General features: G+C 64.9%; 20 protein-coding genes. 12 read left to right on the forward strand and 8 right to left on the reverse strand.

All coding sequences use genetic code 11. The features are described from left to right. Positions 1-52 precede the first annotated feature (52 nt). Complete coding sequence (locus tag EST26_RS01195) at positions 53-616, reverse strand: hypothetical protein (protein WP_291064690.1); 564 nt, start codon at positions 614-616, stop codon at positions 53-55. A 225-nt stretch (positions 617-841) separates the two neighbouring features. Here EST26_RS01195 and EST26_RS01200 point away from each other — a divergent pair, with 225 nt between their 5' ends. Further along, the gene (locus tag EST26_RS01200) at positions 842-1,507 is read left to right on the forward strand and encodes an HAD-IA family hydrolase (RefSeq protein ID WP_291064692.1); all 666 of its coding nucleotides are present in this window, start codon (positions 842-844) and stop codon (positions 1,505-1,507) included. 251 nt (positions 1,508-1,758) lie between these two features. Continuing rightward, positions 1,759-2,730 carry a S49 family peptidase gene (locus tag EST26_RS01205; RefSeq protein ID WP_291064694.1) on the forward strand — a complete coding sequence of 324 codons (972 nt, stop codon included), beginning with the start codon at positions 1,759-1,761 and terminating at the stop codon, positions 2,728-2,730. A gap of 264 nt (positions 2,731-2,994) precedes the next feature. Here the strand turns inward: EST26_RS01205 and EST26_RS01210 are convergent, their stop codons facing one another. From EST26_RS01210 to EST26_RS01220, 3 genes are all read right to left on the reverse strand, one after another. Beyond that, on the reverse strand, positions 2,995-4,731 hold the full coding sequence (locus EST26_RS01210) for a PhoH family protein (protein WP_291064695.1): 1,737 nt from the start codon (positions 4,729-4,731) through the stop codon (positions 2,995-2,997). 208 nt (positions 4,732-4,939) lie between these two features. After that, entirely contained in the window at positions 4,940-5,416 is a 477-nt protein-coding gene (locus EST26_RS01215) for a peroxiredoxin (RefSeq protein WP_291064698.1), read from the reverse strand. Positions 5,417-5,640: 224 nt separating this feature from the next. After that, positions 5,641-6,021 carry an Mth938-like domain-containing protein gene (locus EST26_RS01220; RefSeq protein WP_291064700.1) on the reverse strand — a complete coding sequence of 127 codons (381 nt, stop codon included), beginning with the start codon at positions 6,019-6,021 and terminating at the stop codon, positions 5,641-5,643. A 139-nt stretch (positions 6,022-6,160) separates the two neighbouring features. Here EST26_RS01220 and EST26_RS01225 point away from each other — a divergent pair, with 139 nt between their 5' ends. The 9 genes from EST26_RS01225 to EST26_RS01265 all read left to right on the forward strand — a co-directional run bounded on the left by EST26_RS01225 (position 6,161) and on the right by EST26_RS01265 (position 16,977). Continuing rightward, a complete protein-coding gene (locus EST26_RS01225; RefSeq protein ID WP_291064701.1) occupies positions 6,161-7,387 on the forward strand; it encodes a pyridoxal phosphate-dependent aminotransferase in 1,227 nt (408 codons plus the stop codon). Positions 7,388-7,433: 46 nt separating this feature from the next. Further along, entirely contained in the window at positions 7,434-8,756 is a 1,323-nt protein-coding gene (locus EST26_RS01230) for a homoserine dehydrogenase (protein WP_291064703.1), read from the forward strand. 34 nt (positions 8,757-8,790) lie between these two features. Continuing rightward, positions 8,791-10,257 (forward strand): threonine synthase, encoded by a 1,467-nt coding sequence (gene thrC, locus EST26_RS01235; protein ID WP_291064705.1) that lies wholly within the window; start codon positions 8,791-8,793, stop codon positions 10,255-10,257. Beyond that, on the forward strand, positions 10,254-10,790 hold the full coding sequence (gene mobB, locus EST26_RS01240; protein WP_291064707.1) for a molybdopterin-guanine dinucleotide biosynthesis protein B: 537 nt from the start codon (positions 10,254-10,256) through the stop codon (positions 10,788-10,790). The genes thrC and mobB overlap by 4 nt, the downstream gene beginning before the upstream one ends. A gap of 53 nt (positions 10,791-10,843) precedes the next feature. After that, positions 10,844-12,079 (forward strand): gephyrin-like molybdotransferase Glp, encoded by a 1,236-nt coding sequence (gene glp, locus EST26_RS01245; protein WP_366474099.1) that lies wholly within the window; start codon positions 10,844-10,846, stop codon positions 12,077-12,079. A gap of 11 nt (positions 12,080-12,090) precedes the next feature. After that, entirely contained in the window at positions 12,091-12,342 is a 252-nt protein-coding gene (locus EST26_RS01250) for a MoaD/ThiS family protein (RefSeq protein WP_291064711.1), read from the forward strand. Between the two features lie 12 nt (positions 12,343-12,354). Next, positions 12,355-12,828 (forward strand): molybdenum cofactor biosynthesis protein MoaE, encoded by a 474-nt coding sequence (locus EST26_RS01255; RefSeq protein ID WP_291064713.1) that lies wholly within the window; start codon positions 12,355-12,357, stop codon positions 12,826-12,828. Between the two features lie 72 nt (positions 12,829-12,900). Beyond that, the gene (clpB, locus tag EST26_RS01260; protein WP_291064715.1) at positions 12,901-15,504 is read left to right on the forward strand and encodes an ATP-dependent chaperone ClpB; all 2,604 of its coding nucleotides are present in this window, start codon (positions 12,901-12,903) and stop codon (positions 15,502-15,504) included. Positions 15,505-15,555: 51 nt separating this feature from the next. Further along, positions 15,556-16,977, forward strand: a complete 1,422-nt coding sequence (locus EST26_RS01265; protein ID WP_291064717.1) for a coniferyl aldehyde dehydrogenase — start codon at positions 15,556-15,558, stop codon at positions 16,975-16,977. A 14-nt stretch (positions 16,978-16,991) separates the two neighbouring features. Here the strand turns inward: EST26_RS01265 and EST26_RS01270 are convergent, their stop codons facing one another. Beyond that, positions 16,992-17,249 (reverse strand): hypothetical protein, encoded by a 258-nt coding sequence (locus tag EST26_RS01270; RefSeq protein WP_291064720.1) that lies wholly within the window; start codon positions 17,247-17,249, stop codon positions 16,992-16,994. A gap of 228 nt (positions 17,250-17,477) precedes the next feature. On the opposite strand from EST26_RS01270, the gene EST26_RS01275 reads away from it, so the two are divergent. Next, positions 17,478-18,707 carry an MFS transporter gene (locus tag EST26_RS01275; RefSeq protein WP_291064722.1) on the forward strand — a complete coding sequence of 410 codons (1,230 nt, stop codon included), beginning with the start codon at positions 17,478-17,480 and terminating at the stop codon, positions 18,705-18,707. Positions 18,708-18,740: 33 nt separating this feature from the next. On the opposite strand, the gene mltB is transcribed toward EST26_RS01275, so the two are convergent. The 3 genes from mltB to EST26_RS01290 all read right to left on the reverse strand — a co-directional run bounded on the left by mltB (position 18,741) and on the right by EST26_RS01290 (position 22,844). Then, complete coding sequence (gene mltB / locus EST26_RS01280) at positions 18,741-19,778, reverse strand: lytic murein transglycosylase B (RefSeq protein ID WP_291064724.1); 1,038 nt, start codon at positions 19,776-19,778, stop codon at positions 18,741-18,743. A gap of 73 nt (positions 19,779-19,851) precedes the next feature. Then, positions 19,852-21,876 (reverse strand): DUF3488 and transglutaminase-like domain-containing protein, encoded by a 2,025-nt coding sequence (locus tag EST26_RS01285; protein WP_291064726.1) that lies wholly within the window; start codon positions 21,874-21,876, stop codon positions 19,852-19,854. Further along, entirely contained in the window at positions 21,870-22,844 is a 975-nt protein-coding gene (locus EST26_RS01290; protein WP_291064823.1) for a DUF58 domain-containing protein, read from the reverse strand. The genes EST26_RS01285 and EST26_RS01290 overlap by 7 nt, the downstream gene beginning before the upstream one ends. Between the last annotated feature and the right edge of the window lie 48 nt (positions 22,845-22,892).

Genomic DNA, 22,892 nt, shown 5'->3' on the forward strand with positions numbered 1-22,892 from the left:
GGCCTGAGTGCGGCAGCAGCGCCGCCTTGCAGCGCCGGTGCTGGCGGCGGCCTCAGCGCGAGCGCTGTCCTTCGGTCAGGGTATCGAGCTGGAAACGCCCGCTTTTGTCCCACAGCCAGGTGTCGGTGTAGGTGACGCCGCCGATCAGCACCGGGGCCGGAAACGGCGCAGCGGCGCGCACCGTGCGTTCGATTTCTCGCATCACATGGGGCACGTGATCGGGTGCGCGCATCCAATAGAGCTGGCGCACGTTGCCACGCGCGTCGATGTCGATCTGCAACACCCCGACCGCTTTCACCAGCGGTGGCAAGCGGCCCTGAAAGATGCGTTCCTGGTTGTGCTGGTAGATGTGGCGCGCGCCGTCCCGGCGGTACTCTCTGGCTGTCGTGGCCTTCGAGATCAAGGTGGGCGCAGGCAAGACGGCCGCAGGTGCCGCCGGAATGGGGGGCGGCGCAACCGGCGCAGGAGGTGGCGGCGGTGGCGGTGGCGGGGTCGCGCACGCGGCCAGCAGGGCTGCGCCCGCAGCAGCCAGCAGCAGCCGGCCGGCGCGCGCATAGGCCGGACGTGGCGCTGTGCCGCCGGTGCTGGTCCGGGGTTCGGGGCTGGCAGTTTTCATGGCGGTTCCTTTGGGGTCGACAGGGGAAAGCCAGCGCCAACAGCGGCTTGGCTGTTGAACCGGTCCAGTCTGATGCGGCCATCAGCTTAACACGGGCTGGCAGAGGCGAAAACGATGGGAAGAGACGATGGCAAGAGACGATGACAAGAGACGCGCTGCAGCCGTCGCGCGCAGGCAGCCTGATATCCAGCACAATGGCGGCCGATGCACACTTTGCTGTAGAAAATGCCTATGCGCGCACGCCAATTCGATCTGATCGCTTTCGACTGGGACGGTACCCTGTTCGACTCTACCGCGCTGATTGCGCGCTGTATTCAGGCTGCGGTGGCCGACGTGGGTGGCACGGTGCCCAGCCCGAGCCAGGCCAGCTACGTCATCGGCATGGGCCTGATGCAGGCGCTGGCGCACGCCGCCCCGGATGTCGCGCCCGATCGATTTCCCTTGTTGGGCGAGCGCTACCGCCACCACTATCTGGCGCAGCAGCACGATCTGGCCCTGTTCGATGGTGTTGTGCCGCTACTGGCCGATCTTAAAGAGCGGCAGCATCGGCTGGTGGTTGCGACCGGAAAAAGCCGTCACGGGCTCGATCTGGCCTTGCGCGCTGTGGCCTTGCAAGGCATGTTCGACGGCTCGCGCACCGCCGATGAGACCGCCGCAAAGCCCAATCCGCTGATGCTGCACGAGTTGATGCGCGAATTTGGCGTCGAACCCGAACGCACTTTGATGATAGGCGACACCACGCACGACCTGGCGATGGCCCGCAACGCCGGTTGCGCCAGCGTCGGTGTCAGCTACGGCGCCCACGACCCGGCTGATTTTGCCGCTCTGGGGCCGCTCCAGGTGCTGCATTCGGTGCGCGAACTGCACCATTGGCTCAGCACCCATGCCTGAGGGCTGCGCCAAGGACGAAGTCATTGCCTGGCTGCTCTGGTACAACAGCACCCGAATGCACTCGACGCTGGCCTATGCCCGGTACTCGCGCCAGTAACCCACAGACCTGTGCATACAAGCCCGGTGCTGCCCAACCTATCGCGCAACCGGGCCAAGCCGTCCGAGAAAAATCATGCTGCCGGAGTACGACCGGGGTGTGCTGACGGGCACAATACCCGTTTCAAGCCGTTGCGCTCTAAATTTCAAGCACCATGAACAACGACCAAGTGGCATTGCCCGCCAGCCCAGAGCCCGAACGCAACTGGGAGCGCTCCACACTGGAAAAAATTCTGCTTGCCACCATCAAGGAACAGCAGACGGCGCGGCGTTGGAAAATTTTCATGCGCCTGCTCTGGCTGGCGCTTGTTCTGACGGTGCTTGCGCTGCTGTACAGCGCTGGCCGAGTCAGCCCCGCCATCGCCGCGCCACACACCGCGCTGATAGAAATCCGGGGTGAAATTGTCGCTGGCGCCGAAGCCAGCGCGGCCAATGTGGTGGCTTCCTTGCACGCCGCGTTTGAAGATGAAGGCGCGCAAGCCATCGTGCTGCTGATCGATTCGCCCGGCGGCAGCCCGGTGCAGGCTGGCATCATCAACGACGAAATCACCCGCCTCAAGGCCTTGCACAGGAAACGGGTCTACGCTGTGGTGGAGGAGACGTGTGCCTCGGCGGCTTACTACGTGGCGGCCGCCGCCGATAAGATTTTTGTCGACAAGGCCAGTTTGATTGGCAGCATCGGCGTCATGATGGGCAGCTTTGGCTTTACCGGTCTGATGGAGAAAATGGGCGTCGAGCGCCGCCTGATGCTGGCGGGTGAAAACAAAGCGCTGCTCGACCCCTTCAGCCCGCAGGACGAGGTGCAACGCGCCTACATCCAGGCCTTGTTGAGCGAAATCCACCAGCAGTTCATCGAAGTGGTCAAGGCCGGCCGGGGTGATCGCTTGCAGGTCGGACCAGAGACTTTCAGTGGCCTGGTCTGGAGTGGGCAGCAGGCAGTCGAACTCGGACTGGCCGACGGACTGGGCAACCTCGACTACGTCGCGCGCGAAGTCATCAAGGCTGAGAAGATCGTCGACTACACACAACGCCAAAACATCGGCTTGCGCCTGGTCGAGCGTTTGGGCGTCAGCCTCGGTGAGGGCTTGTTCCTGGCGGCGCGTGCGGCCGGCGCCGAACTCAAATAAGCAGCCGCCCGGACCGGTTTGCCCCGGTGGCCGTTCGGGTTGCGGCAGTGCCGGCGCCGGCCGTCGGCACGGCATGCGCGCCAGCGTTTGCTGCGCCTGCCAGCCCAGCAGACGCCGGGCCAGCGCTGGATCAGCCCCGCACTGCGCCGCATGTTGCACCTGGACGCAGTCGCGCACGCCGGTGCGCCAGGCTGTATCGGCGCACCGCGAGCGCGCTCAAGCAGACTGCTGGCTGCGCGGGCTTGCCTGCTTCGGGAGAGGGGCTTAGAGCACTTCGCTGGCGAAGTCGGCCAGCCGCGAGCGTTCGCCGCGCGCCAACGTGATGTGGCCGCCATGGGGCCAGCCCTTGAAGCGGTCGACCGCAAAAGTCAGGCCGCTGGAGCCTTCGGTGAGGTAGGGCGTGTCGATCTGCGCCAGGTTGCCCATGCAGATGATCTTGGTGCCCGGGCCGGCGCGCGTGATCAGGGTTTTCATTTGCTTGGGCGTGAGGTTTTGCGCCTCGTCGATAATGACGAACTTGTTCATGAACGTTCGTCCGCGCATGAAGTTCATGCTTTTGATCTTGATGCGGCTGCGGATGAGTTCGTTGGTGGCGGCGCGGCCCCACTCGCCCGCGTTGCCGCCGTCACCCCTGGCAAGAAACTCCAGGTTGTCGTCCAGCGCGCCCATCCAGGGCCCCATTTTTTCTTCTTCAGTGCCGGGCAAAAAACCTATGTCTTCGCCCACGCTGACGGTGGCGCGGGTCATGATGATTTCGGTGTAGCGCCGTTCGTCGAGCACTTGCGTCAGGCCGCTGGCCAGCGCCATCAGCGTTTTTCCGGTACCAGCGGTTCCCGCTAGGGTGACGAAGTCGACCTCGGGGTCCATCAGCAGGTTGAGCGCGAAATTCTGCTCGCGGTTGCGGCTACTCACACCCCAGACCGCATGCTTGAGGTGCGTGTAGTCCTTGAGTGTCTTCAGCACGGCTGTCTTGTCACGGATTTCGGTCACCCGTGCGTACAGTGGCGGCTCACCCGGCGCTTCGAAATAGACAAACTGGTTGATGTAGAACTGCCCCACGGTTGGGCCGCTGACGCGGTAGAAGGTGTGGCTGCCGCTTTGCCAGCTCTCGATCGACTTGCTCTGGCGGCTCCAGAAGTCTGGCGGCAGCGCCAGCGCGCCGGCGTACAGCAACTCGCCGTCGTCGAGCGTCTTGTCGTTCTGATAGTCCTCGGCCGCCAGCCCGAGCGCGCGCGCCTTGACGCGCATGTTGATGTCCTTCGACACCAGAATCACTTCGCGCTGCGCGTGCTGGTTGCGCAGCGCTTGCACCACAGCCAGAATCTGGTTGTCGGCCTTGCCCTGCGGCAGGCTGGAGGGCAGTTGGGCGTCAAGTGGTTCGGTCTGGAAAAACAACAGGCCGCGTGCGCTGCTGTGGCCGGTGGCCGAGAGCTTCAAGCCGCGGTTCATGTCGCCGCCGTGCTGTGCTGCCAGCGCGTCTAGCATGCGGCTGGTCTGGCGTCCGTTGCGCGCCACCTCGGTCATGCCTTTTTTGTGCCCGTCTAGCTCCTCCAGCACGATCATGGGCAAAAAGATGTTGTGTTCCTCGAAGCGAAACAGGCTGCTTGGGTCGTGCAGCAGCACGTTGGTGTCGAGCACGAACAGGCGCGGCATGCCCCCGGGGGCTGACTTGACGCGGCCGTTGCTGCGTGCCGTCGACGGCTTGACCCCATTGCTGCGGGGCTCGACTGGCGGCGAATCGATCGCGCGTGCTTCCACAGGCGCAGGCGCTGCCGCTGGCTCGGCCGCTTCGGCCCTGGCTTGGCTGAGCCGCGGTTTGCGCGCCCGCGCACGGGTGTTCGGCGTCGTCGGCGCGGCAGCGGCACTGGCAGGCGCAGCGGCCGGCAAGGGCTTCGGGGGCGGCTCCAGTTCGGCTGCCACGTCAGCCGCGATCAACTGCAATGTGTAAGCCTGCGGGGCCAGTGTGGCAGCGCGTTTGGTGGGGGCGGGCGGCAGTGGCATGGATGGAGGTGGATGTGGAGGTGATTCAGTGCAGGTCAAAAAAACAAAAAGCCGCCGGGATATCCGGGCGGCTTTTTGGGCTGCAGGGTGCGATAAGGGCGGCTTGGGCAGAAAGAAGTCCCCATGTCATGAAATCATTATGCATGAGTCATATGACGGCCTGCAGCGTCCATGCCAAGTTGCTTGGCCGCAGGAAGCGTGGGCTTGATCAGGCGGCTTTTTTCAGGGCTTTGACGGCCTTGAGCACTTCTTCCACGTGGCCGGGCACTTTCAGGCCGCGCCACTCCTGCTTGAGAAAACCGTCGGGGCCGATCAGGAAGGTGCTGCGTTCAATGCCCTTGACTTTTTTGCCGTACATGATTTTGTTTTTGACCACACCGAACATGTGACACATTTTTTCTTCCGTGTCGGCGATCAGTTCGAATGGCAGTTCGAGCTTGGTCTTGAAGTCGTCGTGCGACTTCATGTTGTCGCGCGAAACACCAAACACCAGCGCGCCTGCCTTGGCAAAATCCTTGTACTTGTCGCGAAATTGCATCGCCTCGGTGGTGCAGCCAGGCGTGTTGTCCTTGGGGTAGAAATACAAGACCAAGGTTTGTCCCAGGTGAGACTGGTGGCTGACCTTGACGCCACCGGTGGCCAGCGAATCGAATTCTGGAATGGGTTTGTTGACAACGACGGCCATATTGGATAGACACCTGACATGAGTGGGTGGTGATTTGCTGGTCTGCTCAAAGCGCCGGGCACTGCGGGTGCGGCGGCCTTGATGGCAGTTCGAGAGCAGTCCTGCCAGGAAGCAAACCAGCATTTTACTCTTGCTGAGCTGATACCAGACGCTGACCTCAGCCATGCGCGCGTGCTGCGCGCAACGCCCGGGGGATCGCGCGCAGCAGGTTTTCGCGCTCGGGTTTAGCTTTCCAGCAGCAGCGCGGCCACCACCCGGCGCCCTTCGGCGGCCAAGATGTTGTAGGTGCGGCAGGCGGCCCGGGTGTCCATGGTTTCAACCCCGATGCGCTGCTGCAGCAGGTTTTGCAGCAGCGCCGGGTGCGCAAAGCGCAGCCTCGTCCCGCTGCCAAACAGCAGCAGCTCCGGCGCTTGCGGCAAGTGCTCCAGCAGCTGCTCGAAATCAGTGGGTTGCAACGTGTCGAAACGCTGGCACGACCAGGGCCGGCGTTGTCCGCTCCAGCTCAGCACCAGGCTGTGGGCATGGCGCTCGCCGTCGACGGCAATCCAGTTTTCGCCGTAGGCGGTGATCGACTGAAGGGTGGTTTTGTCGGCGTGCAGTTTCATGGGGTGAGAGGGCGGGGGCGGCTCCGATCTTGTGGTCAAATTGCGGGTTTTACCCTGCTTTGAGCCGCTAATGTAGCGTTTGCCCCGCGCGGTTGACGCGCCCGCATGGCCTGACCTTTGAATCCCCTCGGGAGGTGCTTTGAAAACCATCCAGAAATCGGCCAAACTGGCCCAGGTGTGCTATGACATCCGCGGTCCGATCATGGACGCAGCGCGCCAACTGGAGGAAGAGGGCCACAAGGTCATCAAGCTCAACATCGGCAACATGGCGCCGTTTGGTTTTGACGCGCCCGAGGAAATTCAGCAGGACATGATCCGCAACCTGCCCAATTCGGCCGGTTACTCGGACAGCAAGGGCATCTTTGCCGCGCGCAAGGCGGTCATGCACTACACCCAGCAGCAAGGCGTCAAGGGCGTGGCGCTGGAAGATATTTACCTGGGCAACGGTGCCAGCGAGTTGATCGTGATGGCGGTCAATGCCTTGCTCAACGCCGGCGACGAAATGCTGATGCCAGCGCCCGACTATCCCTTGTGGACGGCGGCAGTGAGTCTGTCCGGCGGCACACCGGTGCACTACCGCTGCGACGAGGCCAACGGCTGGCTGCCCGACCTGGACGACATGGCCGCCAAAATCAGGCCCGCCACCAAGGGCATTGTGCTCATCAACCCGAACAACCCGACTGGCGCGCTCTACCCGGACGAATTGCTCAAGGCCGTGGTCGAATTGGCTCGCACGCACGGCCTGGTGATCTTTGCCGACGAGGTGTACGACAAGGTGCTGTACGACGGCGCGCGTCACACCGCCATGGCCAGCCTGAGCGACGATGTGCTGACGCTGACCTTCAATTCGCTCTCCAAGAGTTACCGCTCCTGCGGCTACCGGGCCGGGTGGATGGTGGTCTCGGGCGACAAAATGCCGGCGCGCGACTACATCGAGGGCCTGAACATGCTCTCGAACATGCGGCTGTGCTCGAACGTGCCGGGGCAGTGGGCCATTCAGACCGCGCTCGGCGGCTACCAAAGCATCAATGATCTGGTGTGCGAGGGCGGGCGCTTGCGCCGCCAGCGCGACCTGGCCTTTGACCTGATCACCGCCATTCCCGGCGTGAGCTGCGTCAAGCCCAGCGCTGCGCTCTACATGTTTCCCCGGCTCGACCCGCAGCTCTACCCGGTCGAGGACGACCAGCAGTTGTTTCTGGAGCTGTTGCAGGAGACGCGCGTCATGCTGGTGCAGGGCAGCGGCTTCAATTACCCGGACAATCAGCACTTTCGCATCGTGTTCCTGCCGCACGAAGACGATCTGCGCGACGCCCTCGGTCGCGTGGCGCGTTTTCTCGAGCACTGGCGCAAGCGCCACGCCCGTTGAGCGGCACGCTGGCCTATTTCACAACTTCCTCCATCACATGACCGACATGAAACCGATCCAAGTAGGCCTGCTGGGCATTGGCACCGTGGGCAGCGGCAGCTTCCAGGTGTTGCAGCGCAACCAGGAGGAAATTCGCCGCCGCGCCGGCCGTGGCATTGAAATCACCATGGTGGCCGACCTCGACAGCGCGCGCGCGCGCCACATTGTCGGCCCGCAGGTACAGGTGGTGAGCGACGCGCGCGCCGTCATTGCCAACCCGCAGATCGACATCGTGATCGAGTTGATCGGCGGCTGCGGCGTCGCCAAGGCGCTGGTGCTGGAAGCGATTGCCGCTGGCAAGCATGTGGTGACGGCCAACAAGGCCTTGCTGGCGCAGCACGGCGACGAGATTTTTGCCGCCGCGTCGGCCAAGGGCGTGATGGTGGCCTTTGAAGCCGCGGTGGCTGGCGGCATTCCCATCATCAAGGCGCTGCGTGAAGGGCTGACCGCCAACCGCATTCAGTGGATTGCCGGCATCATCAACGGCACCACCAACTTCATCCTGTCCGAAATGCGCGACAAGGGGCTGGACTTTGACGTGGTGCTGAAAGAAGCGCAGCGCCTGGGCTACGCCGAGTCCGACCCGAGCTTCGACATCGAAGGCGTAGACGCGGCGCACAAGCTCACCTTGCTGAGCGCGATTGCCTTTGGCATTCCGGTGCAGTTCGACCGGGCTTATGTGGAGGGCATCACGCAACTGGGCGCGGCCGACATCAAATACGCCGGACAACTGGGCTACCGCATCAAGCTGTTGGGCATCACCAAACGCCAGCACAACGGCGTCGAGCTGCGCGTGCACCCCTGCCTGGTGCCTGCCAAGCGACTGATCGCCCATGTCGAAGGCGCCATGAACGCCGTGCTGGTGCAGGGCGACGCCGTCGGCACCACCTTGTATTACGGCAAGGGTGCCGGGGCTGAACCGACCGCCAGCGCCGTGATTGCCGATCTGGTCGACGTCACCCGCTTGCACACCGCCGACCCGCAGCACCGCGTACCGCACCTGGCGTTCCAGCCCGATGCGCTGAGCGATTTGCCGGTGCTGCCCATGAGTGAAGTCATCACCAGTTACTACCTGCGCCTGCGCGTGGCCGACCAAGCCGGCGTGCTGGCCCAAGTAACCGGCCTGCTGGCAAATGCCGGCATCAGCATCGACGCGGTGCTGCAGCGCCAGGCAGACGAAGTCGGCGGCGCCGCTGCCGCCTCGACCGACGTCATCATTCTCACGCACGACACCCGCGAAGGCGGCATGAACGCGGTGCTGGCGCAGATGCAGGCGCTGCCTGCGGTGCTGGAGCCGATCACGCGCATTCGCAAAGAGGAGCTGAGTTGAGCGCCGGCACGGGGTTTGATACGCTGAGGCTGCCATGCTGTACTTGAGCACCCGCGGCCACGCCGAGCGCAAACACTTTTGCGAAATCCTGCTCGAAGGCCTGGCGCCCGACGGCGGCCTGTACTTGCCCGAGCGCTACCCGCAGCTCGACGCTGGCGTGCTGGCGCACTGGCGCACCCTCTACAACGGCGGCGCGCCGGGCGGCTACGCGGCGCTGGCGTTCGAGCTGTTGTCGCTCTACATCGACGACATTCCCGCCGCCGATCTGCGCGCACTGTGCGAAAAAACCTACACCCAGGCGGTATTCGGCACGGCGCACATCGTGCCGCTGAAGCAACTCGAAGCCCCTTCGACAGACTCAGGGCAGGCTGGGTTTTATTTGCAAGCGCTGTCCAACGGCCCGACGCTGGCCTTCAAGGACATGGCCATGCAGTTGCTGGGCCGGTTGTTCGAATACGAGCTGACGCGCCGGGGTGAGCAGCTCAACATCTTGGGTGCGACCTCGGGCGATACCGGCAGCGCGGCCGAATACGCCTTGCGCGGCAAACGCGGCGTGCGCGTCTTCATGCTCAGCCCGGCCGGTCGCATGAGCCCGTTTCAGCAGGCGCAGATGTTCAGCCTGCAAGACGAGAACATACACAACATCGCCATCGATGGCGTGTTCGACGACTGCCAAGACATCGTCAAAGCGGTCAGCAAGGATTTGGCGTTCAAACGCGCCTACAAAATCGGCAGCGTCAATTCGATCAACTGGGCGCGCCTGCTGGCGCAAGTGGTTTATTATTTTGCCGGCTATTTCCAGGCCAGCACGAACGACGCGCAAGCGGTGAGTTTTACCGTGCCCAGTGGCAACTTTGGCAACGTGTGCGCCGGTCACGTGGCGCGCCAGATGGGCCTGCCGATTCAAACCCTGCTGGTGGCGACGAACGAAAACGACGTGCTCGACGAGTTCTTTCGCACCGGCGTCTACCGCGTGCGCGCCAGCGTCGATACGCACGAGACATCCAGCCCTTCGATGGACATCTCCAAAGCCAGCAATTTCGAGCGCTTCGTGTTCGATCTGCTGGGCCGCGACGCCGTGCGCATCAAAGCCTTGTTTGGCGACGCGCTTGCTGAAGACGGGTACTTTGACCTCAGTGCCGACCCGGCCTTTGCCCAGGCTGCCAGCCGCTTTGGCTTTGTCAGCGGCCAAAGCACGCACGCCGATCGCCTGCGCACCATCCGCCAGGTGTTCGAGCGTTACGGTGTCATGATAGACCCCCACACCGCCGACGGCGTTAGAGTCGCGCTCGAGCGGCGTGACCCGGCTGTGCCCATGATCGTGCTGGAGACGGCGTTGCCGATCAAGTTTGCCGACACCATCGCAGAGGCGCTGGGGCGTGCGCCCGAGCGGCCACCCCAGTTCGAGGGCCTGGAAGACTTGCCCAGGCGCGTGCAACACCTGCCTGTCGACGCCGCTGCGGTACAGTCCTACATTGCTCAACACGGTTTGGCGTCATGAATGTGATCGGTTTTGCAGGGGGTTCGGGCGCGGGCAAAACGACGCTGATCGAGCGTTTGATTCCGGTGCTCAAACAGCGCGGGCTGCGCGTCTCGGTGCTCAAGCACGCCGCCGATGGTTTTGAATTCGACCTGCCGGGAAAAGACAGTTGGCGCCACCGCAAGGCCGGCGCCTTCGAGGTGGTGTTGGCGAGCACGCAGCGGTTGGCGCTGCTGCGCGAGTTTGAAAAGCCGAGCCACCTGTCGGTGCATCAACTGATTGCCCACCTCTACGACGGCGTTGACTGGGTGTTGGTGGAAGGCTTCAAACACAGCGATCTGCAAAAGATCGAGGTCTGGCGCACGGACGTGACACAGGCGCCGCAGTACCCAGAAGACCCCTTCATCGTCGCCCTTGCCACCGACGCCTCGAACCAATTGCCCGCGGCCACGCTGCGCCCGCTGCTCGACCTGAACGACGCCCCGGCGCTGGCCGACTGGTTGCTCGGGCAAGGCGAGCGCTTCGCCTACAACCCCGAGGTTTACCTCGAGTAGTCGAGGGGCTTGCCATGCAGTCAAGCAGCGCAACCCCCGGCCGAGCCCCGTTGATGGCGCTGGAGACCGCGCTCGAGCAGTTGTTGGCCGCTGCCCGACCGAGCACCCGGGTCGAGCGCGTTGCCACCTGGGACGCCGACGGCCGGGTGTTGGCGGCCGATCTGGTGTCCGAATTGCAGGTGCCGGCGCAAGACAGCGCGGCCATGGACGGCTACGCCGTGCGTGTGGCCGATCTGAGTGCAGCCGATCAGGTGCTGCCGCTGTCGCAGCGCATAGCCGCTGGGCAGGCCGCGCAGCCGCTGCGAGCGGGCACCTGCGCGCGTATTTTTACCGGCGCGCCTATGCCATGCGGTGCCGACGCGGTGGTGATGCAGGAAGACACGCGCACAGTCGGCGGCAACCTGCACGGCGTGCACATTCAGACCCTCCCCACGCCTGGCCAGTGGGTGCGCCGTGCCGGTGAAGACGTGGCGCGCGGCGCGGTTGTGCTGCCGCGCGGCACCCGTTTGTCGCCCGCCAGTCTGGGCCTGGCCGCCAGCATCGGGCTGGTGCAACTGCCGCTGTGCGCGCGCCTGCGCGTGGCGTTGTTTTCCACCGGCGACGAGCTCGTTATGCCGGGTGATCTGGCGCCGCAGCAGATGCCGCCGGGGGCCATTTACAACTCGAACCGCTTCTTTTTGCGCGCGCTGCTGCAGCGTCTGGGCTGCGCGGTCAGTGATCTGGGCATCGTGCCCGACCAGCGCGCGGCCACGCAGGCCGCGCTCGAGACGGCGGCCAATGATCACGACTTGATTCTGAGCAGCGGCGGCGTTTCAGTTGGCGAAGAAGACCACGTCAAGCCCGCCGTACAGCAACTCGGCCGTCTCGATCTGTGGCAGATCGCCATGAAGCCGGGCAAGCCGTTTGCCTACGGCAGCGTCAGGCGCGGCGCCGGGGGCGACGCCGACGCGTGTCACTTCATTGGCCTGCCGGGCAATCCGGTTTCTGCTTTCGTCACATTTTTGCTGCTGGTGCGCCCGTTTTTGCTCAAGCTGCAGGGCGCGCTGCTGCCAGAGCTGCCCGTGAGCGTGTTGCCAGCGCATTTTGATCTGCTGCGGGCCGAGCGGCGGCGTGAATTTCTGCGCGTGCGCCGCAATGCGGCGGGCGGCCTGGACTTGTTCGCCAACCAGAGTTCGGGCGTGCTCAGCTCGCTGGTCTGGGGCGATGGGCTGCTGGACCATGCGGCCGGCCACATCATCCAACGCGGTGATCCGGTGCGCTTCATTGCTTTTGCCGATTTGCTCCATTGAAGGGTTTGTGCATGAAAGTCCAACTGCGCTATTTCGCCTCCATCCGCGAAACCATAGGCTGCGGCAGCGAAACGCTGCACACCCAGGCGGCCACGCTGGCGGCTTTGCGCGACGAATTGATCGCGCGCGGCGGCGTCCATGCGCAGGCGCTGGCGCGCGGCGCGGCATTGCGGGTGGCCTTGAACCAGACCATGAGCGACGAGCAATCCGCCCTCAGCGAGGGTGCCGAGGTGGGTTTTTTTCCACCCGTCACCGGCGGTTGAAGCGGGGCTGAAATGCGTGCCCAGATATCGATTCAGACCGAAGACTTCGACCTCACGGCCGAAGTCGCCCGCCTGCGCGAGCACGACCCGCGCGTCGGCGCCGTCTGCGCTTTCGTTGGCACCGTGCGCGAGCACAGCTACGCCCAGCTCATAGGCAGCATGGAGCTGGAGCACTACCCCGGTATGACGGAAAAGGCCATCGAGGCCATGATCGACTTGGCACTGCAGCGCTTTGACATCTTTGCCGTCCGTGTGATTCACCGCGTCGGGCTGCTGCAGCCAAGCGATCAAATCGTACTGGTGGCGGTGACGTCGGCGCACCGCGGCCAGAGCTTTCAGGCGTGTGAATTCCTGCTCGACTACCTCAAAACCCAGGCGCCGTTCTGGAAAAAAGAGCACACCCCGCTCGGGGCGCGCTGGGTCGATGCGCGCGCCAGCGACGACGCCGCGCTGGCGCGCTGGGGTGTGAGCGCGCGCAACGCCTGATCGGGCGGCGGGCTTGAAAAGCGAAGCGCCAGCGCCAACTGACTGACAATTCCCCCTTTACGGAGTGCCTACATGCGTATCGACAAGCTCACCACCAAGTTCCAGGAAGCCCTGAGCGAAGCCCAGACGCTGGCGCTGGGCAAGGACAACGCCTATATCGAGCCCGTCCATGTGCTGCTGGCCATGCTGCGCCAGGCCGACGGCCCTGTCTCGCTGCTGCAGCGCGCCGGGGTCAACGTGGCAGGACTGACCAAGGCCGCCGAGGCAGCGCTCAAGCGCTTGCCCGAGGTGCAGGGGCAGGACCAGGTGCAGCCCAGCCCCGATCTGGGCAGGCTGCTGCAGGCGACCGAAAAGGAAGCCATCAAACGCGGCGATCAGTTCATCGCCAGCGAATTGTTTTTGCTCGCGCTGACCGACAGCAAGGGCGAGTTGAGCCGCATGTCCAATGAAAACGGCCTGACCCGCAAGAGCCTGGAAGCGGCCATCACCGCGGTGCGCGGCGGCCAGAAGATGGACAACCCCGAGGCCGAGGGCCAGCGCGAGGCGCTGAAGAAATACACGCTCGATTTGACCGAGCGCGCGCGGCTGGGAAAACTAGACCCGGTGATCGGCCGCGACGACGAAATCCGCCGCGCCATTCAGGTGTTGCAACGCCGCACCAAAAACAACCCGGTCTTGATCGGTGAGCCTGGTGTGGGCAAGACGGCGATTGTCGAAGGTCTGGCGCAGCGCATCGTCGCCGGCGAGGTGCCCGATTCGCTCAAGGGCAAGCGCGTGCTCAGCCTGGACATGGCTGCACTGCTGGCCGGCGCCAAATTCAGGGGCGAGTTCGAGGAACGCCTCAAGACCGTGCTGAAAGAACTGTCCCAGGACGAGGGGCAGACCATCGTCTTTATCGACGAGCTGCACACCATGGTGGGCGCCGGCAAGGCCGAGGGTGCGATGGACGCGGGCAATATGCTCAAGCCGGCGCTGGCGCGTGGCGAGCTGCACTGTGTGGGGGCGACCACGCTGGACGAATACCGCAAATACATAGAAAAAGACGCCGCGCTGGAGCGCCGATTCCAGAAAATACTGGTCGGCGAGCCGACGGTGGAAGCCACCATCGCCATTTTGCGTGGACTCAAAGAGCGCTACCAGGTGCACCACGGCGTAGACATTACCGACCCGGCCATCGTGGCGGCGGCCGAACTCAGCCAGCGCTACATCACCGACCGCTTCTTGCCCGACAAGGCGATCGACCTGATCGACGAGGCGGCGGCCAAGATCAAGATCGAACTCGACTCCAAACCCGAGGTGATGGACAAACTGGATCGGCGGCTGATTCAGTTGCAAATCGAGCGCGAAGCGGTCAAGAAGGAAAAGGACGAGGCATCGCAAAAGCGCTTTGAACTCATCAACGAAGAAATCAGCAAGCTGCAAAAAGAAGTTGCCGACCTCGATGAGATCTGGAAGACCGAGAAAGCCAGCGCCCAGGGCAGCGCCCAGGTGCGTGAGGAGATTGACCAGTTGCGCCAGCAGATCGAGAGCCTGACCCGCAAGGGCGACCTGGCCAAGGTGGCCGAGTTGCAATACGGTCGGCTGCCGGAATTGGAAAAAAGCCTGAAGCAAGCGCAGGACAAGGAGTCAGGCAAGTCGGGCGTCGGTCGGCAACTGCTGCGCACCCAGGTCGGCGCGGAGGAAATTGCCGAGGTGGTGGCGCGCGCCACCGGCATTCCGGTGGCCAAGCTGATGCAGGGCGAGCGCGACAAGCTGCTGCTGATGGAAGAGCGCCTGCACCAGCGCGTGGTGGGGCAGGACGAAGCGATCAGTGCGGTGGCGAACGCGATTCGCCGCTCGCGCTCGGGCCTGTCGGATCCGAACCGTCCGACCGGGTCCTTCCTGTTTCTCGGCCCGACCGGCGTCGGCAAGACCGAGCTGTGCAAGGCGCTCGCCGGCTTCCTGTTCGACAGCGAGGATCACCTGATCCGCATCGACATGAGCGAGTTCATGGAGAAGCACTCGGTGGCGCGCTTGATCGGTGCGCCGCCCGGCTACGTGGGCTACGAGGAGGGCGGCTACCTGACCGAGGCCGTGCGCCGAAAGCCCTACAGCGTGCTGCTGCTCGACGAGGTGGAAAAGGCTCACCCGGACGTCTTCAACGTGCTGTTGCAGGTGCTCGACGACGGTCGCTTGACCGACGGTCAGGGCCGCACGGTCGATTTCAAGAACACCGTCATCGTCATGACCAGCAACCTGGGCTCGCACCTGATCCAAGCCATGGTCGCACGACCCTACGAAGAGATCAAGGAAGCGGTCTGGGCTGAGTTGAAAGAGCATTTTCGGCCCGAATTTTTGAACCGAATCGACGAAACGGTGGTGTTCCACGCGCTCGATGCGCAGCACATCGGCGCCATCGCGGCCATTCAGTTGAAGGTGTTGCAGGCGCGTTTGCAGAAAATGGATCTGCGGCTGGAGGTTTCGGCGACGGCTTTGTCCGAGCTGGCCAAAGTCGGCTTCGACCCGGTGTTCGGTGCCCGCCCGCTCAAGCGTGCGATCCAGCAGCGGATCGAAAACCCGCTCTCCAGGTTGCTGCTGGAGGGCAAGTACCCGCCCAAATCGGTCATTCCGGTGGACGTCGATCCGGTGCGCAACCCCGGCGTGTTCGAGTTCGGTGCCGCCCTGGCGGCCGACTGATCGAGGGCTGCTTATGCGGTCAACCGAACCGGGGCGGGTCAGTAGGGTGCCATGACGCCAGCCGGTTCTGCAACCGAACTGCACGCGCTGTTTGACGCGCAGCACCAGGCCAGCCGCCGCCAGATCGAGGTGCCGCTGGCGCTGCGGCGCGAGCGGCTGCGGCGTGTGGGCGAGTTGCTCAACCGGCACACGGCGGCCCTGGCCGCGGCGGTGCAGGCCGATTTTGGCGTGCGCTCGCCGCAACTGACCGAAGTGGCCGATCTGTTTATGCTGCACGCCCTGCTCGGGCAATTGCAGCGCCAGTTGCCGCGCTGGATGAAGCCGCAGCGCGTTGCCACGCCGTTTTACCTGCTGCCGGCGCGCGCCCACATCCTGCGCCAGCCGCTGGGGGTGGTGGGAGTGATCGCGCCGTGGAACTATCCGCTGCAACTCGCGCTGGGGCCGGCGGCAACGGCGCTGGCAGCAGGCAACCGCGTCATGCTCAAGCCGAGCGAAATCACGCCGCAGACATCGGCGCTGCTGGCGCAACTGGTGCGGCAGTATTTTGCCGCTGACGAATTCTGTGTGCTGACGGGCGGCGTCGAGCTGGCGCGGGACTTTGCCAGTCTGCCGTTCGACCACTTGTTTTTCACCGGCTCGACCAGCGTCGGGCGCGCGGTGGCCGAGGCGGCGGCGCGCAACCTCACCCCTACCACGCTGGAGCTGGGCGGCAAGTCGCCCTGCATCGTCGATGCCTCGTGCGATCTGGCCGACGCGGCGCTGAAAATTGCCCACGGCAAGCTGCTCAACGCTGGCCAGACCTGTATTGCACCCGACTACGTGCTGCTGCCGCGTGGACGTGAGGCTGCGTTCGAGCGGGCTTTTTCCGCTGCGGTGGCGCGCTTGTTCCCCGTGCTTGCCGGCAACCCCGACTACGCCAGCATCATCAGCGACCGACAGCACGCGCGCTTGCTGTCTTTGCTGGCGCAAGCGCAGGCGCAGGGTGCACGGCTGGTGCCGATGGCGCCCGCAGAGACCGACGGCGTCAACCTGCGCCAGATGAACCCGGTGCTGGTGTTTGACCCGCCACCCGGTCTGCGCTTGCTGGACGAGGAGATTTTTGGTCCGATTTTGCCGGTGCTGCCGTACGATAGCCTGGCGCAGGCGATCGACGCCATCAACGCGCGTGCGCGTCCGCTGGCGCTGTACTGGTTCGGCCGCGACCACGCCGCGCGCGACCGCGTGCTGCGCCAGACGGTCAGCGGAGGCGTCACGGTCAACGACACGCTGCTGCACGTCGCGCACGAAAACCTGCCTTTTGGCGGCGTGGGCCACAGCGGCTGGGGCGCCTACCATGGCGAGACGGGCTTTTTGCGCTTCACCCAGCAAAAGCCGGTGCTGTTGCAGTCGCGTTGGGCGCTTGGGCGCTTGTTTTATCCGCCCTATGGAGCGCGACTGGCGCGGCTGCTGGGTTTGCTCAAACGCTGGCTCTGAGGGGGCTCGGCCTCTCAGGGCAGGTCTTCAGCGGCAACACCTTGTGCGCTGGCACCGGCGTGCTGCAGGTAACCCTCAGCGTGCAGATGGTGCGCCAGGGCTGAAACGTCATCGCCCAGCAGCAGCGAAAGCTCGCCGGCGCTGCGCCTGCCATTGGCCAGCAGCAGCAGACTGTGGGCGTGTCGACCCACGACGCCTGGACGTGCCAAGACATCCCAACCCTTGGCGGTTTTGACGTAGCAAGCGGCACGTTGCACCCGGCTGTCTCCCAAAGTTCGAGTCAGATTTCACAAGCCCATGGCCAAATTATCAATCAAAACCGTGACAAAAGACTGCTTGAGCACAGCCCGTGTAGGCCCATTTTTTTATTTTCCATTTTCCATTTGCCGTGGCGCTCGACGCGGCCTGATCGGCCCGGTGCAGCAACCTGAGACCGCCATCGACCTGGCTGCGGCGGGTGCTGCGAGCGCGTGTGCGCTGCCCGCGCTACCATGGCTTGCATGAGAGCCACCAGCCTGGACGACGCGCCTGCTGCCCGAACAATCGAGTTCAGGCAGGATGCAAGCGTCATCGGATGGGTCGGTCTGGCGCACGGCACCTCGCATTTTTCGCAGCTCTTGCTGGCACCGCTGTTTCCGGTTTTCATGCGCGACTTCGGTTTGAGTTACGCCGAGGTCGGTCTGCTGATGAGCGTGTTTTTCGTCATCTCCGGCATCGGGCAGGTCGGCGCCGGTTTCGTGGTGGATCGCATCGGCGCGCAGCCGGTGCTGCTGGCCGCGCTGGGCTGCTTTTTGTTGGCAGCACTGCTGGCGGCCCAGGTCAGCGGCTACGGCGGCTTGCTGCTGGTGGCCGTGCTGGCCGGCTTGGGCAATGCGCCGTTTCATCCGGTCGACTTCGCCATTTTGAATCAGCGCGTCTCGCCGCAGCGGCTCGGACATGCCTACAGCGTGCACGGTCTGAGCGGCTATCTGGGCTGGGCGTTGGCGCCGGTATTTCTGATCGGCATCAGCACCCTGGCCGATTGGCGCCTGGCCTACTGGGCGGCAGCGGTTTTTTATGCGCTGGTGCTCGCGCTGCTGATTTGGCAGCGCGACAAGCTGCGCACCACGGTCGCCCCGCGCGATCGCACCCGGCCCGCCGGGGCCGACTTGGCGTACCTGAGGCTGCCGGTGCTGTGGGGGTGTTTTGTTTTTTTCATGCTCTCGACCATGACGCTGGCGGTGGTGCAGAGCTACGTGCCGTCCATTCTCAAGCACCAGCACGATATCGGTCTGGCCGCTGCCACGCTGGGGGTCAGCGCCTATATGCTGTGCGCTGCCGTGGGGATGCTGATCGGTGGTTTTGTGGTCGGGCACAGCCAGCGGCGCGGATACCGCAGCGAGCGCGTGGTGGCGCTGGCGATATCGGTGGGCGCGCTATTGCTGTTGCTGTGCGCCAGCGCTTGGCTCAGCGCTGGCGCGACTTTGCTCGTTTTGGCGGCAACCGGTTGTGCCGTCGGGGTGGCGGGGCCCAGCCGCGACATGATGATTCGCCAGGCCACGCCAGCCGGCGCCACCGGCCGCGTCTACGGCACCGTCTACGCCGGGCTGGACGTCGGTTTTGCCGTCTCGCCGCTGTTGTTCGGACTGTTCATGGACCGCGGCTGGTACGCGCTGACGCTGGCCGGGGCGGCGTTGTTCTTGTTTTTGTCGGCGCTGACCGCGCTCGGTGTCGGACGAAAAAGCGTTTGAGCGCAGGTGGCGCCGTGCGCCGCCCGCCGCGCTTCAGGGTGCAGCCAGCCCGGCTTGCAAGGCCTGCGCCAGTTCGATCACGGCCATCGCATAGAAGCTGCTTTGGTTGTAGCGCGTGATGACGTAGAAATTTTGTGTCCCGGCCACAAAGCTGGACGGGTTGCTGCCGTTTTTCAGTTCGATCAGCGCCAGTTCTCCGCTGTGTTGCTGGGCTGTGGTGTCGAGCCGCGCACCGTGGGCGTGGAACTGCGCCACGCTGAAGCTGGGCCGCACGCTGGGAGCGAGCAGGGTGGTTTTGTCAATTTGGGTCGGGTCGAAAGTGACCGGAAAATGGGTCGGCATGCCGGTCTGCCAGCCGAAGGCTTTGAAGTAGTTGGCCACCGAGCCGATGGCGTCGACCGGGCTGTCGAACAGGTTGACCTGGCCGTCGCGGTCAAAGTCGACGGCAAAGTTGACCCAACTGCTGGGCATGAACTGGGGCCAGCCCATGGCGCCGGCAAAGCTGCCGCGCAGGGCTTGCGGGTCGAGGCCGTAGCGCTGCGTCAGGCTCAGATAGTGTCCGAGTTCAGACTTGAAAAATTCGCTGCGGGCCGCCGCGCGCGGGTGGCTGGCGGGAAAGTCGAACGCCAGCGTGGCGAGCGCGTCGATGACGCGAAAACCGCCAAGCTGACGCCCGTACAGGGTTTCGATGCCGATCACGCTGACGATCAGGCTGGCCGGTACGCCAAATTCAGCTTCGGCACGCGCCAGGCTGCTGCGGTGTTCGCGCCAGAATTGCAAACCCGCGCGCAGGCGCACGGGTTCGACGAATCGGGCACGGTAGACGGCCCAGTTGTTTGTCCCTTGCGGCGCGGGCGTCATCAGTCGCACCACTTGGGGCAGGTGCCGGGCCTGAGCGATTTGCTGCTGCACCCAGGCTGGGTCGAGCCCGTGTCGCTGCGCGAGTTGCTCGGCCAGTCTCAGTGCGCCAGCGTGTTGCGCGTAGCGCAGCGCAGCCGCCTCGGGTCGGCCCGGGCCGCCTCGGGCGCGGCGGTCCGGGCTGCCTGGGCCGCCGCCGGTACGCCCGGCCATCCCAGGGCGGCCAGCAGCAGCGCAGCGGTCGGCGCTTTGCGCCAAGGATTCCAAGCGGGCGAAGAATTCGATTTCATCGGGTGTTTTTGCTGGGCCAGACGATTTGTCTGTACTCGCTGCGCAGTGTAGCCAGCTCGATGCTGCTGTGGGCGCTGTAGCGCTGTGCTTCGAGCCGCAGCAGCCAGCGACACAGGCTGCGGCTGAATTCATTGTCGCCAAAATGTTGCTGCACCTGTTGCGCCAGGGCGCGTGGCGGCAGGTGGGCGCCCGGCGCCAGCCCATGCCCTTGCAAGCGCTGGCGGCTGCGCTGTAACAGCCGCAGCCAGGGGTCGTGTTGCTGGCGTTGCCACAGTGTCCAGGCCGCGCCCGCCAGACCCAGCAGCAGCACCAGAGCGATCAGCAGTTTGGCCAGGTCGGCCCAGCTCGGGCTGGCAAAGCCCAGGCTTTTGAGCAGGTCGAATTGCCGCTCCCGGTTGTGCTTGAGCACCCATTGGTTCCAGCGGTTGTTCGCCGCTTCCCACAGCGCGCGCAACTGGGTCGCCAGCGTGGGGTTGAGGGTGCGTATGGCGCCGGCCAGCGCGCCCTCGGGTGCGCGCAGCCGTTGTAGCGTACCGATGCGCTGCGGGGCTACTGATGCCGTCGGGTCGACCCGTACCCAGCCTTGGTCGCGCAGCCAGACCTCGGCCCAGGCGTGGGCGTCGCTTTGGCGCACCGTCCAAAAGCCGTCCACTGGGTTGAGTTCGCCGCCCAGGTAGCCAGTGACGATGCGCGCCGGGATGTCGAGCGCGCGCATCAGAAGCACGAAGGCCGACGCAATGTGTTCGCAAAACCCTTCGCGCCGGTCGAACCAGAATTCGTCGGCGCTGTGCGGGCCAAACAGGCCCGGCTCCAGGGTGTAGCTGTAGCCGCCGCTGCGCAGCCGCTCCAGCACGGCCTGCACCAGCGCCGGGTTGGCCTGGGAGCCAAAGCCGTGTTGTTGGCGCAGCGTTTGCGCCAACGCCAGCGTGCGCGGGTTGTAGCCGGGCGGCAGGCGGGTGTGTTCGTGCAAGGCCGGCACCAGCCTGAGCGGGCCGTGAGCAAAGTGGGGATAGCTGACGGCGCGGTAGCGCAGCAGTTCACTGATGGGGCGGCGCGTGTGCCACTGCAAGTCGCTCGACATGAAGGCCTCGTGTCCGGCCAGCAGCGGCGCCTGCGGCGTGGCTTCGAGCACGAACAACCAAGGCCGCAGGTGCGGCTCCAGGGTCACTTCGTAGTGCAGCGCCGCGCCAGTGACGCGCAGGTCGGCAGTCAGTGCCATGCTGGCGGGCAGGCTGGAGCGCAGTGCGCGCCACTCGGTGCCATCAAAGTCGCCCAACACCGGACCACGCAAGTAAAGGTACTCGGGCGCTGGCGGCGCGCCGTCAAAGCGAATGCGCAGCGCAATGCGCTCGTCCAGCGCCAGCCGTGCAATCTGCCCGACCCGCATCTGCTCGGACAAGCCGCTGCGCCCGCTCATGCCGTCACTGGGCAGACTCCACAGCGGCTCCATGCGTGGAAACAGCAAAAACAGCACCAGCATGAGGGGTGCGCCCAGCAGCGCCATGCCGGCGGCGATGCGCGCCGACTGCGCCAGCGGCGGCCGACCCACCGGCAGGTGGGCGTTGACCAGGGCGGTCAGCAGGCCAAGCACGGCCAACACAGTGCCGATGGCACTCAGCAGCGATTGCGAGTAGAAAAAGTGCGTCAGCAGGGTGAAGAAGGCCAGAAAGAACACCACGAAGGCGTCGCGCCGGGCGCGCAGCTCCAGCGTTTTCAGCGCCAGCAGGGCAACGATCAGGGTGACGCCGGCGTCGCGCCCGAGCAAGCTGTCGTGTGTCAGCCAAGTCGCCCCCAGCGTTAGCGCCAGCAGAGCGGCGCGCCAGCTCCAGCCCGGCAGCGGCTGGCCGCGCAGCGCCAGGGTGGCGCGTGCGGCCAGCACGGCGCCGCTCAGCAGCGTGCACCACCAGGGAATGTGGCCGACTTGGAGCAGCACCACCCAGCCAATCACGGCCAGCATAAAGAAGGTGTCGCGTGTCTCGCGCGGCAGTTGCACCAAGGTCTGCGCAGCCCGTCTCAACATAGGGCCAGCGCCTCCAGACAGCGGGCGCAGTGCGCCGGGCCTTGGCTCGGCGCAATTTCGCACCCGGGCAGACGCAGCCCATAGTCGAGCCCGAGGCGCTCGGCCAACAAGACCCAGGCGCACAGGCGCGACAGGCGCGCCTCAAAGGGGGCGGCGCCGCAGTGTGCATGGTCCAGCCAGAGCTGCTGGTGCTGCGAGACCAGCGTGTCGCGGCTGACCAGTTCGTTGCGGCCGGCAGCAAAGGCTTGTGCGGCTTTTTTCCAGACCACGGTTTTCTGCGGGTCGCCGCGCCGGTAGGCACGCACGCCGTCAAATTCACCGCTGCTGCTGCTGCTGGCGTGCGTGCTGGAGCTGCCGTCGGCGTGCGGCTGGACCAAAGGCAGCGGCGGTGCAGGCAACTCCGGGCTGGGGTAGACCAGGACCAAAGCCGCCGTGCGCCAGACCGCCCAGACGCGAAACGTGCCGAGCGGAAACAGCGTTTGCACCATCAGCGCTGGCAGCGGGTGGCGGCCGCGCTGCGGCGCGCGCCAGCTGGCTTGCACATTGGCGCTGCCCTGCGCGGGCACATCGGTCCAGGCCAGCGCGGGTGGGGCCGCGTCGGCGTTGATGACGCCCAGGCCAATGCCAAAGCGCGTGCGCCGCTGTGGGTTGTGCAGATGCAGCGCCAGCGTCAGCGCCTGACCGGCGTGCGCTGGCAAGGGCGGGTCCAGGTGCAGCGTCAGGCCGCACAGGTTGCGCTGGCAGATATACATACCGACGGCAGCGCTGCCAGCCAGCAGAAAAGTCAGCAGGTAACCCAGGTTGAGCTGGTAATTGATGCTGGCCAGCAGCAGCAGCAGCAGCGTGAGCAGCAGCATCCAGCCGGCGCGGGTCGGCAGGATATAGACCCGGCGCTGGCTCAGGGTGAGGGTGTCGCTGGCGGGCAGGCGCTGATGAAGCCAGTTTTGTAGCCTTCGTCGCAGCGTCACCCACCACCGGTACTGGGTGGACGGCGCAGCTGATCGCGCCTTGGTCTT

The organism is Hydrogenophaga sp., assembly GCF_014773545.1.
Lineage (GTDB): Bacteria > Pseudomonadota > Gammaproteobacteria > Burkholderiales > Burkholderiaceae_C > Hydrogenophaga.